The organism is Ruegeria sp. AM9, assembly GCF_056540565.1.
Genome location: NZ_JBQFWY010000001.1, coordinates 139,093 through 151,713 on the forward strand (window position 1 = coordinate 139,093; position 12,621 = coordinate 151,713).

Genomic DNA, 12,621 nt, shown 5'->3' on the forward strand with positions numbered 1-12,621 from the left:
ATGACAGAGATGAAGCCCGTGACCGAAGCAACCGCCGTGAAGGCCCCCGTTCTGCCGGACGCGCAGACCGTCAAAGAAGTGAAACACTGGACCGACAGCCTGTTCTCGTTCAAGGTGTCGCGCCCTGCCTCGCTGCGGTTCCGCTCGGGCGAGTTCGTGATGATCGGCCTGTTGGGCGACAACGGCAAACCCCTGCTGCGCGCCTATTCGATCGCCTCGCCGTCATGGGACGAAGAGCTGGAGTTCTATTCGATCAAGGTGCAGGACGGTCCGCTGACCTCGAAACTGCAGCACATCAAGGCGGGTGACCAGATCATCCTGCGACCCAAACCCGTTGGCACGCTGGTCCACGACGCTCTGCTGCCCGGCAAACGCCTGTGGTTCTTTGCCACCGGCACCGGCTTTGCGCCCTTCGCCTCGCTGCTGCGCGAGCCGCAAACCTATGAGGACTACGACGAGGTCATCATCACCCATACCTGCCGCGAAGTAGCAGAGTTGGAATATGGCCGTCAGTTGATCGAAAGCATCCGTCAGGACGAAATGCTGGCCGAGCTGATTGGCGAAGGTTTTGCGGACAAGATCCGCTACTACCCGACAACGACCCGCGAAGAGAGCCCCAAGATGGGCCGTATCACCAACCTGCTGAAAGACGGCACCGTATTTGCTGACCTGGGCATCGAGGGCGGTATCCAGCCAGAAACCGACCGCGCCATGGTTTGCGGTTCGCTGGCCTTCAACCTGGACATCAAGGCCATCCTTGAAGAGTTCGGCCTGCGCGAAGGTGCCAATTCCGAGCCCAAGGAATTCGTGATTGAAAAGGCCTTTGTCGGCTGATCCAATCGCGCGGGCCGCTGCAATGGTCGTGGCCCGCGCATAAACCTGCTGTTAAACCTGATTTATTCAGCCCATTCGGCAAGGTTGGCGCTTGAATCAGGACGCGCAGCAGTCTAAATTCCGGGCTCGAAATTCTGCAATCATCAAAGGAATGAACCCATAGCCCGCAGACCTCACAACGCGCCGCCGCAACGAGACACTGGCCCGCGCGTCAATGAAAAGATCCGTGCCCCCGAAATTCGCCTGATTGGCGCTGATGGTGACAATGTCGGGGTGGTTCATCCCGCCAAAGCCATGCAACTTGCGGCCGATGCCGGCCTTGATCTGGTTGAGATTTCGCCCAACGCGAACCCGCCGGTCTGCAAGATCATGGACTTCGGCAAGTTCAAATATGAACAGCAGAAACGCGAAAGCGAAGCCCGCAAGAAGCAAAAAGTCATCGAGGTGAAAGAGGTCAAGTTCCGGCCCAACACCGACACCCATGACTATGACGTCAAAATGCGGAACGTGTTCAAGTTTTTGGAAAACGGTGACAAGGTCAAAGTTACCCTGCGCTTCCGTGGTCGTGAGATGGCGCACCAAAATCTGGGCCGCGAGCTGCTGGAACGTGTAGCCGAAGACGTCAAGGATCTGGGTAAGATCGAGAACATGCCCAAGATGGAAGGCCGTCAGATGATCATGATGATTGGGCCTCTGCCGCAGAAATAAGGTTGTAATCCGACCCAAGTTTCAAGGCCCCCTCATGCGAGGGGGCTTTTCTTTTTCGGACCGTCAGATCACCGCTGATATCGCTTTGCTCAGCTTTCCGACCAACTCGTCAATCTGCGCCTCTTCGATGATGAACGGTGGTGCCAGAAGGATATGATCGCCCTTCCGCCCATCGCGAGTGCCGGACATCGGATAACAGATCAGACCTTCGGCCAAAGCGGCCTTTTTGATCTTACCCGCCACTCCGAGCGCAGGGTCGAGCGGCGTTTTGGTGTTGCGATCAGCGACCAGTTCAATACCCCGGAACAAACCACGGCCCCGAATGTCCCCGACATTGGGATGTTGTCCCAATGCAGCCTCAAGCGCCGATTGCAGCGTGTCGCCCATGACGCCCGCCCTCGCAGGCAAATCACGCCCGGTCAGTTCGCGGACAACGGCCAGTGCCGCCGCAGTCGCGACCGGGTGGCCAATATAAGTGTGACCGTGCTGAAAAAATCCGGACCCATCGCGGATCGCATCGTAAATCCTGCCGGTGCACATCATCGCTCCGATCGGCTGATAGCCGGCCCCCAACCCTTTGGCGACGCACAGGATATCCGGCGCCACCTCGTCATGATCGCAGGCAAACAGATGACCAGTCCGACCCATGCCACACATCACCTCATCCAGAATCAGCAGCACGCCATACTGGTCGCAGATTTCACGGATGCGCTTGAAATACCCCTCGACCGCAGGCACGGCACCCAAAGTCGCTCCGACGACCGGTTCCGCCATAAAGGCCATCACGGTCTCGGGACCCAGCCGCAGGATTTCAGCCTCCAATTCATTGGCCACCCGCTGACCGTAGTCATGGCTGCTCTCATTGTCTGGCTTTTCCGCGTATTCATAGCACGGCGCTATATGAGTCATGTCGATCAGCATCGGCGCAAATTGCGCACGTCGCCACGCGTTCCCTCCGGCCGACAAAGCACCCAGAGTATTGCCATGATAACTTTGCCGCCGGGCAATCACATGCCGCCGCTCGGGCTGGCCGATCTCCAGATAATACTGCCGCGCCAATTTGATCGCCGCCTCGGTCGCCTCGGACCCGCCCGAAACGAAATACACACGATCCAGATCGCCCGGCGCCTTTTCAACCAGCAAATCCGCCAGCGCCTCGGCCGGTTCCGAGGTCATAAAACCAGTGTGGGCAAAAGCGATCTTTTCCACCTGCTCCTGCACGGCCCGGATCACCGCCGGATCGGAGTGGCCCAGACAGGACACGGCAGCGTCACCGCAATCCAGATACCGGCGACCCTGTGCGTCGATCAGATAGCACCCGTCTCCGCCCGCAGCGACCGGCAGGTCCGATTTCGTGTGGCGTGGAAATACGTGACTCATTCGACTGCCCTTTCCAACATGGCAACAAGCGCCGTCACCGACGCGGCATTGTCTTTCCAAAGGTTTCCGTCCTGATCGGTCAGGCTGTTTTCAAAGCCCACCCGAACGTCTCCGCCGTGCCGGGCCGCGTGCGCCAGACACGCATGTTCCTGCGCGCCAAAAGCGCAAACCATCCAGGGCGACGCGGCTTGGGGAAACTGGTCCAGATCCTGCGGCGAGGATTGCTGACCGGACGTATACCGCCCCAGAACCAAAAGACGGTCCACCTGACCGTCCCGCACAACCCCGGCTTCGAGCCACTGCACCAGCAGCGCGGCGTCTTCGGCATCGTAGAGAATATGCTGCACCCGCGTTCCCTGCTCGACGCACAGCCCATAGACACGCGGGGCCAGTTCGGGCGCCCGCGCAATTTCCCGCACGGACACCGAGGCCCAACCGGGCCGCACCCGCTCCAGACAGGCCAACTGGGTAGGCACATCGAACAAGCCCGCAGCCTCGGTCGTGATCTGAACGTCCATCTCCGGAACAACCCGGCGCAGTTCAGCCATCGTTTCCAGATAATGACCGGCGTCCAGAGAGTGCTGCCCCCGCATGTCCCGAATGTGCAAATGCAGCCCATGCGCACCAGCTCCAAAACAAGTACGCGCGGTCTCAACAATCTGATCAATGGAAACGGGCAATTCCGGATGATCCGAGCGCCCCCGCCGCGCACCATTCGGAGCGACGAGCACATAGGGACGACGGGCATTTTCGGGTTTTATTTGCGTGTCTGACATGCTCATACCTCGGGTAGCATTTGCCATCTAATCCAGCGCGCGGCGTTTTTTACTTGTTATTTTCATAACATTTGTTTTTCTGCACTGATGGAAAACACGCCAAACCAGATCACCGACCGCTTGCGTCATGATATCGGGCAAATGCCTTCCGCCCTGCAAGCCGCCGCTAAGTACGTCATCGACCATCCCGGAGATTTCGGGCTGGACCCGATCCGTACTACGGCGACCAAGATCGGCGTCAGCTCGAATGTTCTGGTCCGGCTTGCGCAACGCATGGGTTTTGACAGTTTCGAAGCCTTCCGCGCCCCTTTCCGCAACGCCTTGGTCACAGACCGTGAAGGCGAATTGGGGCAGGATTGGTTAACCACCCTGCAAACCCAAGACGCCTTCAGCAACACGCAGGCCAAACTGGCGCAGAACGAACAGAATGTCGTCGCCCGATCCTTACGCCTGATGAAACCCGAAAAGACGCGCGAGGCGGTCCGGCACATCAAGGCATCCCGCAGGTGTTTCGTCACGGCGACGCGCGCAAGCTACGCGCTGGCCTATTACTTTTCCTATACGGGCCGAATGGCACATCCGGGAATCCAACTGGTGCCGCGCCATATCGGGTCCGCCGCCGATGACCTGCTGGATGCCGACCAAAACGATTGTCTGGTCGCCGTCACCGTCCACCCCTATTCCGCAGACACCATCCAATCGATGCGGTTCGCGAAACAAAGAGGGCTGCGCCTGATCCTGATCTCGGACAGCGACGTGATCGCCCCCGGGGTCGAGCCCGACATCGCCTTCACCGTCAGCACCCGCGCCCTGTACCCGTTTTCCTGTTTCACCGGAGCAATGGCGGTGCTGGAATGCCTGTTGGGCCACCTCTTCGATGCCGGAGGCGACGCGGCCCGCCAGCGGATCGAAGCCTATCAAAAAGCGCGCGAGGACACCGGAGCCTATTGGCAACCTGCCAAACCACCAAGACTGCGCCGCACGTAAAAAGCCCCGGCCTTTAACCGGGGCTTTGCTCATTCACTGCGTCTTACATGCAGGCTTCGACAGCCCGTTTGGTCATGACGCCGACCAGATGCGCACGATATTCCTTGCTGCCATGCAAATCGGCGATCATGTTGGCCGGGTTGATACGCAAATCCGTCAACGCATCCGCACGGAACTCTTTGTTCAGTGCCTCCTCGGCCTCGGACCAACGGAACACACCGTCTTCGCTTGCACCCGTTACAGCGACACGTACGCCATCGGCAAACCGCGCGACGTAAACACCCACCAGAGCAAACCGCGAGGCTGGTTGCAGGAACTTCTGATAACTCGCCGCCTGCGGCACCGGAAACCGGACTGAGGTGACAATCTCACCCTCGTCCAGCGCGGTGGTGAACATACCCTCAAAGAAGTCGTCGGCCGCGATCTGCCGCGCATTGGTAACGATTGTCGCGCCCGATCCCAAAACAGCAGCGGGATAACAGGCCGCCGGATCGTTATTCGCAATCGACCCGCCAATAGTTCCGCGGTTACGCACTGCCGGATCACCGATCTGGCCCGCTAACGCAGCAAGGGCCGGATAGCTGCCCGCGGCCTCGGACGCGACCGAGGCATGGGTGGTCGCCCCGCCAACAGCCACCGAGCCGTCATCTTCAACGCAGACACCCTTCATCTCGGCAATCCCGCTCACCGACACCAGCTTGGATGGTGCCGCCAGCCGCTGTTTCAGCGTCGGGATCAGGGTCTGCCCACCCCCCAACGCCTGCGCATCCTCGGCCCCCAATGCAGCGACCGCATCAGCAATGGTCGAGGGTTTCTCAAACTCGAAATTATACATTTCGTCTTCCTTTCCGAAAGGCACTCCGCTGCCCTTCATCTTTTTGGAAATACTCCGGGGAGCGCGAGGGGCTGGCCCCTCGCACCCCAACCCCTCAGCTGTTCATCGCCGCCCAGACGCGCGACGGGCTTACCGGCATGTCGATGTGATCGATCGCCTTGCCACCCGAATTCAGCGCATCCAACACGGCATTGACCACCGCTGGCGGAGACCCGATCGCCCCGGCCTCACCACAGCCCTTCACACCCAGCGGGTTGTGCGTGCACGGCGTCTGGCTGGAATGATCGACGCCATAAAACGGCACATCGTCCGCGCGCGGCATGGCGTAGTCCATGTAAGAGGCGCTCAGTAGCTGTCCGTTCTCGTCATAGGCACAGTTCTCAAGCAGCGCCTGCCCAATGCCCTGACCGATACCGCCATGCACCTGACCATCCACGATCATCGGATTGACGATATTGCCAAAGTCATCGGCGGCCGTGAAGGCCTCGATGCTGACCTGACCGGTCTCGGGGTCGACCTCGACCTCACAGGCATAAGCGCCAGCGGGGAAGGTAAAGTTGGCCGGGTCGTAAAACGCGGTCTCCTCCAGCCCGGGTTCAACTTCCAGCGGGAAGTTGTGCGGCACATAAGCCGTCAGGGTCACGTCGCCCCAAGCCACCGACTTGTCGGTGCCCGCAACGCTGAACTGGCCATCCTTCAGCTCGATATCCGCCTCGGACGCTTCCAGCAGATGGGCGGCGATCTTCTTGGCCTTGTCGATCACCTTCTCAGTGGCCTTGACCATGGCAGAACCGCAGACCGCCAGCGAGCGCGAGCCATATGTCCCCATGCCAAACGGGATCTTCGAGGTATCGCCATGCACGATCTCGACCATCGATTCATCGATGCCGATCATGTCGGCCACAACCTGCGGGAAGGCAGTTTCATGCCCCTGCCCATGGCTGTGCGCTCCGACCATGACGCTGATCGAGCCGGTGGCATTCACCCGCACGGTAGCCGCATCATAAAGACCCGCCCGAGCCCCCAGCATGCCAACGATGTTCGACGGAGCAATGCCACAGGCCTCGATATAGCAGTTGATGCCCAGACCGCGCAGCTTGCCCTTGGCCTCGCTCTGCGCCCGGCGGGCGGCAAAACCGGCCAGATCGGCGGCAGCCTCCAGCTTGTCCATGGTCCCGTTGTAGTCCCCGGTGTCATAGGTCAGCGCCACTGGCGTGTCATAGGGGAACTGGGTGACAAAGTTCTGACGGCGCAGGGCAATCGGATCGACCCCCAGCTCGCGCGCGGCCTTGTCCACCACGCGTTCCAACTGGAACGTCGCCTCGGGGCGGCCCGCGCCGCGATAGGCATCCACCGGCACCGTGTTGGTGAACATCGCCTTCACATTCACCTGAATGACCGGCGTCTTGTAGTTGCCTGCCATCAGCGTGCCGTGCAGCCATGTGGGCACGGAACTGGAGAAGGTCGACAGATACGCTCCCAGATTGGCAAAGGTATTGGTCCGCAGACCGATGAAGTTGTTGTCCGCATCCAGCGCCAGTTCGATTTTGCTGACATGGTCGCGGCCATGGGCATCCGACATGAACGCCTCGGACCGGCTGGAGGTCCACTTCACCGGCCGATTGCAGGCCTTGGCAGCGAAGGTACAGAACGCCTCTTCCGCATAGTGGAAAATCTTGGTGCCAAAACCGCCGCCCACATCCGGGGCCACCACGCGGACCTTGTGCTCGGGCAGGCCCAGCACAAAGGCGCACATCAGCAGGCGGATCACATGCGGGTTCTGCGAGGTGGTATAGAGCGTGTACTCATCCGTCCCACGCTTATACTCACCCACGGCCACGCGCGGCTCCATCGGGTTGGCGACCAGGCGGTTGTTCACCAGATCCAGCGTGGTCACATGGGCCGCATTGGCGAAGACCTCATTGACCTTGGCGTCGTCGGCCTCGCCCAGCTGCCAGTCATAGCAGATGTTGTTCTTCAGATCGTCATGGACCAGCGTCGCGCCCTCTTGCGCGGCAGCCTTCATATCGATCACTGCGGGCAGTTCTTCGATGTCGACGTCAATCGCCTCGGCCGCATCGCGGGCCTGCTCGAGGCTATCGGCCACAACGGCTGCGATGGGGTCGCCCACATGGCGCACCTTGCCTTGGGCCAGGATCGGGTGCGGCGGTTCCTGCATCGGCGCGCCGTGCTTGTCGGTCACCTCCCAGCCGCAGGGCATCCCGCCCACGCCTTCGAAGTCCTTGCCGGTGAACACCTTGACCACGCCCGGCATACCCTCGGCGGCCGAAATGTCCACGGATTTGATCCGGCCATGCGCGATGTCGGACCGCAGAAAATGCACATAGGCCTGTCCGGCCACGTTGATGTCGTCGGTGTAATTGCCTGCTCCGGTCAGAAAGCGCACGTCCTCGCGCCGCTTGGAACTGGCTCCGATGCCACTGTCTTTGGGCATTGCTTGTTCTCCTCCCTGGAAAAGAATTTTCGTCGAAAATTCTCGCCCGCCGCCTTATTCGGCAGCGATGTTGGAAACGTCCTGACCGGATGCGGCCATGATCGCCTTGACGATGTTGTGATAGCCGGTGCAACGACACAGGTTGCCTTCCAGATACTTCCGTATCTCAGCCTCAGACGGGCGCGGGTTGTCTTTCAACAGCGCCGCAGCGCTCATCACCATGCCCGGCGTGCAGAACCCGCATTGCAGACCGTGATGATCCTGAAAGGCCTGCTGGATGTCGTTCAACGAGCCATCGGCGTTTGCCTGACCTTCGATCGTGCCGACCTCGGCCCCATCAGCCTCGAGCGCCAGCATATTGCAGGATTTGACTGCCTCACCGTTCACGTGGACCACACAGGCGCCGCATTGCGCAGTATCGCAGCCTACATGGGTCCCGGTCAGCGACAGGTGATCACGCAGAAAGCTGGACAGCAACGTCCGGCCCTCGACATCACCGCTCACGGATTTACCGTTCACGGTCATTGAGACCTGTGTCATATGTTCCTCCCAAAATGAAACTCTCCCTGCGCCGAGTTAAACACGGGAATTTTTGTTTGAGAACAAAAATATTTAGCGACTGTTTTGGTCAGTCACTTGGGCAGTCATCATAGGTAAAGCGCGGTCTTGAAAAGGCAAATTATCGCCGCGACGCACGCGGCTGCGGTCGTGTCGGGATTTCCTTGAGCAGCCCGCCAACGCCCATCGCCGCAATATCCGCGCCGGTCGTCGCGATCCCGCAGGCGACCCGCGACAGGACCCAATCCGCCCCGTTCAACGCCGGAGACCGCGCACATCCCGGCAACCCGATCACCGGGCGTTCGCCGAGCCCCCCCAGAAACAGCAGGTTCCCCGGATCGACCGGCATTCCGAAACGGTCCACCTGCCCGCCTGCGGCACGGAGTGCCTGAGGCGCCACGTCGGACACATCCGAGGTGGCCGAGCCGGTCAGGATCATCACAACATCGCCCTGCGCTTCCATGATGGCCCTCGACAGCGCCTCTGTCTGGTGCGGGACAATGCGGATATCGGCCAGTTCCAACCCAAGGGCCTCCACCCGCCCCTGAATCGCAGCAATGCCTTTCTCGTTCGGTGGCCCGCCGGGAATGTCGGTTACCACCAGCCCGGCGTTTCGGTAGACCGGCGTGGCGAGACGGATCGCACCCTTCGCCAGTCGCGACACCTCAAGAACGTCTCCGCCCGGAACGGCGTAGGAAATCACCTTGATCGTCGCAACCATGCCGCCCGCGCTCATCTGCTGGTATTGCGGTACAGTGGCCACGGTGATCATCGGGTTGACCTGATTGAACGCCTCGAGCGCCGCGACATCCAGAACCGCAACCCCCGGCCCATCTGCCAACAGGTTCACCCGGCCGGTGAATGGTTGTGTCACCCGCAACGCTGCAGCGCTGGGATCGGGGACCAGTGCGTCGGCCAGCCTCCCGGCCGCTTTGTCTTCGTGACAGTCTCCGGGATCCAGTTGGGCGACCGTGACTGAACTATGTCCGGCTGCGGCCAATGCCGTCTGGTGCTCGGTGGTCAACAGAAGGCCCTTGCGCAGTTTTGTATCACCGACCTTAACGGAATGAGCCAGGATTGCTCCGGCAGCCTGATCGACGGGAATGGGGCCGAACTTCACGCTTTGCCCCGCAAGACGGCTGTCATTTGCGCCAGTATGGACACCGCGATTTCCGACGGGTCTGCGGCGCCGATGTCCAAACCAATCGGGCCGTGGATACCCGCGATCTGTGCGTCGGTGAAACCGGCCTCTTTCATCCGCACCACCCGTTTGGCATGGGTCCGGGTCGAGCCCAGAGCGCCGATATAGAACACCCCTGCCCGAAGCGCAGATTGCAGCGCCGGATCATCCAGCTTGGGGTCATGGGTCAGCAGCACCACGGCCGTCCGCGCATCCATCCCCAGCTTGGCAACCGCCTCGTCCGGCCAGTCGGTCAGGATCGTTTCACCGGGAAAGCGCGCGCTCGAGGCAAAAGCATCGCGTGGATCGATGATGGCCGAATCGTACCCGGCGATCCGCGCCATCGGCACCAATGCCTGCGCGATATGTACCGCGCCAACGATGATCAGCCGCAACGGCGGGTTATGCACCGCCACAAAGGTCTGACCGTCTTCCTCGAACCCCGACCGATCCATACGCAGCCGGTTCGCATAGGCGTTGCGCCGCAGAGCGCGATGACCGGTTTCGATATTCACCTCATAGGCCAGGGGTTCACGCCGAGCGCGGGCGTCGACCAGTTCGCGCAGCATCGGTTCGGGCAGCACCTTGCCCACCGGTTCGACCAACACACGGATGGTTCCGCCACAGGCCAACCCGACGGCAAAGGCATCCTCGTCGCTGACGCCGAATTCCAACAGCCGCGCCTCGCCCTCGTCGATCGCTTCCAGCGCCTCGACGACGACCGCGCCTTCGACACAGCCGCCCGAGACAGACCCTTCGATACGACCGTCCCCGGCGATGACCAATTGAGCGCCCACACGCCGCGGCGCACTGCCCCAGGTCTCGACCACCGTGGCCAATGCGACAGGTCTTCCGTCTCTGTACCAGCGCAGGGCCGTTTCGGGGCTGTTGTCGAATCTGTCCATTGCACCCTCCCGGAGTGTTCAGCCCCAACATAGGCAGGTTTGACGCGATGAAAAGGAACCCATGCCCCGCGAGGTGTTGCTGGGTTCCAATTTATCGGACCTTCGGCACGATAAAGCCCAGGAACCCTCGGTTTACGCAAAGGATTGATTGTCAGCAGGCCTGATTCTAGCCTACACGCGCGGCTGGTGCATTCCAGTATGCGCATATTAATTTTTCACAAAGGAGACAGAGAGTTGAAACGCATTTTTACACTCGGAATGGCAATCGGTCTGCTGGCGTCGACTGCGGTCAGCGCGGATACTTTCCTGCGTTACGGTGAAGTCGAGGGATGGAAAATCTTCATCGATGAGGAGAAAAAATCCTGCCTGATCGAAGCGGTAGATGACTCGGAAAACGTGGTTCAGATGGGGCTGACCGAAGACCGTAGCGTCGGCTATGTGGGTGTGTTCACCAAGGCCAAGACCGACATCAAGCGCGGCGAGAAAGAAGCCGTGGCCATCCTGCTGGGAGACAACATCTATCTGGGTGAGGCCACCGGTATGAAGGGCAATATCACCAAAGGGTATTCCGGCGGATATGTTCTGTCCGATGACCCTCAGTTCGCCGAGGATATCGCCAAGCAGAAGGTCATGGTCGTGTTCCCCGAGAAAGAATTTGCCTTCACCGTCGATCTGACCGGCACCTACAAGGCCATGGAAATGGCGCGGAAGTGCAACGAAGAACAGGTGGGCGGCTAATCACCCCGAAAGCGCGGTCATCAGCCGCGCTTTCTCACCGACGTCGTCGGGTTGTGAGATGACGGCGGCAAGGTCCTCCAGCGACGCAATCGAGTGCCCCGCGCGGAAGCTGTCCACATGCGGCAGCATCGCAGCGACCCCCCGCGCCTTGGGAGCGAACCCATCCCAGCGCAGCAGCGGGTTGAGCCAGATCAGACGGCGTGCAGACAAATGCAGCCGGTCCATTTCCTTTCCCAATGCCTCGGGGTTACCACGGTCCAACCCGTCCGAGATCAGCAACACCACCGCCCCCTGCCCCATGACTCGGCGCGACCAGTCACGGTTGAACGCGTGCAGGCATTCTCCGATCCGCGTACCGCCTTCCCAGTCCTGCGCCTCGGCCCCGGCAGCGGCCAGCGCGGCATCCACGTCGCGCTGCTGCAGGTGGCGGGTGATATTGGTCAGCCGTGTGCCGAAAGTGAAGGCATGGACCCTGGCCCAACCGGCGCCTTTGGCGTTCGAAACCGAGTGCAGGAAATGCAGGATGATCCGGCTGTACTGGCTCATCGATCCCGAGATGTCGCACAGCACCACAAGGTTCGGCCAGCGCGGTTTGGGCTTCAGGCGCGCGATATTGCGCAGCTCTCCACCGTGGCGCATCGCAGCGCGCAAGGTGCGGGCGCGGTCGATGCGATTGCCGATATGGCTGGCTTGACCCCGCCGGGAGTCGATGGGTTTCACCGGCAACGTCAACCGCGCCAGCATACGTTTGGCCTGTGCGATCTCGCTCGTGCTCATCTGTTCGAAATCCAGACTGCGCAGCCGTTCCTCGGAGGACGCGGTTTTCGAGGCGTCGATCTCCAGCTCGGTCTCTTCTTCCTGCTCGACCGCCTCGGACAAGTCGCGTTCAACGCCGTCCAGCAGCGCTTCGGCCGCGCGTTTTTCGGCCGGATCGGCCTTGCGTTCCTCCTGCACGCCACGGATGGCGGGCAGCATCATGGCCATCATGTGTTCCATGTAACGCGGGTCGCGCCAGTACAGGCGAAAAACCTGTGCGAACACCGCCCGATGCTCAGGCCGGCTGACGAAACAGGCGTGCAGGGTCCAGTAGAAATCCTGCTTTGCCGTGAACCCGGCCGCCTGCACGGCGCGGATCGCGTCGACCACCCGCCCCGTTCCAATCGGCAATCCGGCCTTGCGCAAGGCCCGCGCGAAATGGGTGATGTTCTGCGCCAGTTTCGGGTTGTCGGGAATATCGAGGAGGAGTTGTTCTGCCATCAGGCGTC

General features: G+C 60.8%; 12 protein-coding genes. 4 read left to right on the plus strand and 8 right to left on the minus strand.

All coding sequences use genetic code 11. From position 1 onward, the window contains the following. Positions 1-834, plus strand: a complete 834-nt coding sequence (locus tag ACR0DO_RS00735) for a ferredoxin--NADP reductase (RefSeq protein ID WP_170442956.1) — start codon at positions 1-3, stop codon at positions 832-834. Positions 835-1,080: 246 nt separating this feature from the next. Further along, positions 1,081-1,542 (plus strand): translation initiation factor IF-3, encoded by a 462-nt coding sequence (infC, locus tag ACR0DO_RS00740; protein WP_480442666.1) that lies wholly within the window; start codon positions 1,081-1,083, stop codon positions 1,540-1,542. A gap of 63 nt (positions 1,543-1,605) precedes the next feature. Here infC and ACR0DO_RS00745 read toward each other — a convergent pair whose 3' ends face one another. Then, positions 1,606-2,922 (minus strand): aspartate aminotransferase family protein, encoded by a 1,317-nt coding sequence (locus ACR0DO_RS00745; RefSeq protein ID WP_480556170.1) that lies wholly within the window; start codon positions 2,920-2,922, stop codon positions 1,606-1,608. Beyond that, on the minus strand, positions 2,919-3,698 hold the full coding sequence (locus tag ACR0DO_RS00750; RefSeq protein ID WP_480556171.1) for a beta-keto acid cleavage family enzyme: 780 nt from the start codon (positions 3,696-3,698) through the stop codon (positions 2,919-2,921). Before ACR0DO_RS00750 ends, ACR0DO_RS00745 begins: the two co-directional genes overlap by 4 nt. An 87-nt stretch (positions 3,699-3,785) precedes the next feature. Between ACR0DO_RS00750 and ACR0DO_RS00755 the strand changes: the two genes are divergently transcribed. Beyond that, complete coding sequence (locus ACR0DO_RS00755) at positions 3,786-4,685, plus strand: MurR/RpiR family transcriptional regulator (RefSeq protein ID WP_480556172.1); 900 nt, start codon at positions 3,786-3,788, stop codon at positions 4,683-4,685. A gap of 43 nt (positions 4,686-4,728) precedes the next feature. Here ACR0DO_RS00755 and ACR0DO_RS00760 read toward each other — a convergent pair whose 3' ends face one another. The 5 genes from ACR0DO_RS00760 to ACR0DO_RS00780 all read right to left on the minus strand — a co-directional run bounded on the left by ACR0DO_RS00760 (position 4,729) and on the right by ACR0DO_RS00780 (position 10,618). After that, on the minus strand, positions 4,729-5,520 hold the full coding sequence (locus ACR0DO_RS00760) for an FAD binding domain-containing protein (protein ID WP_170442420.1): 792 nt from the start codon (positions 5,518-5,520) through the stop codon (positions 4,729-4,731). A gap of 94 nt (positions 5,521-5,614) precedes the next feature. Beyond that, on the minus strand, positions 5,615-7,975 hold the full coding sequence (locus ACR0DO_RS00765; protein WP_480556173.1) for a xanthine dehydrogenase family protein molybdopterin-binding subunit: 2,361 nt from the start codon (positions 7,973-7,975) through the stop codon (positions 5,615-5,617). 54 nt (positions 7,976-8,029) lie between these two features. Further along, positions 8,030-8,515 carry a (2Fe-2S)-binding protein gene (locus ACR0DO_RS00770; protein WP_480556174.1) on the minus strand — a complete coding sequence of 162 codons (486 nt, stop codon included), beginning with the start codon at positions 8,513-8,515 and terminating at the stop codon, positions 8,030-8,032. Between the two features lie 139 nt (positions 8,516-8,654). Beyond that, positions 8,655-9,653 carry a molybdopterin-binding protein gene (locus ACR0DO_RS00775; RefSeq protein ID WP_480556175.1) on the minus strand — a complete coding sequence of 333 codons (999 nt, stop codon included), beginning with the start codon at positions 9,651-9,653 and terminating at the stop codon, positions 8,655-8,657. Beyond that, positions 9,650-10,618 (minus strand): XdhC family protein, encoded by a 969-nt coding sequence (locus ACR0DO_RS00780; RefSeq protein WP_480556176.1) that lies wholly within the window; start codon positions 10,616-10,618, stop codon positions 9,650-9,652. The genes ACR0DO_RS00775 and ACR0DO_RS00780 overlap by 4 nt, the downstream gene beginning before the upstream one ends. Before the next feature lie 234 nt (positions 10,619-10,852). Here ACR0DO_RS00780 and ACR0DO_RS00785 point away from each other — a divergent pair, with 234 nt between their 5' ends. Beyond that, complete coding sequence (locus ACR0DO_RS00785) at positions 10,853-11,356, plus strand: hypothetical protein (RefSeq protein ID WP_480556177.1); 504 nt, start codon at positions 10,853-10,855, stop codon at positions 11,354-11,356. On the opposite strand, the gene ACR0DO_RS00790 is transcribed toward ACR0DO_RS00785, so the two are convergent. Further along, on the minus strand, positions 11,357-12,613 hold the full coding sequence (locus tag ACR0DO_RS00790; protein WP_480556178.1) for a vWA domain-containing protein: 1,257 nt from the start codon (positions 12,611-12,613) through the stop codon (positions 11,357-11,359). Positions 12,614-12,621: the final 8 nt, after the last annotated feature.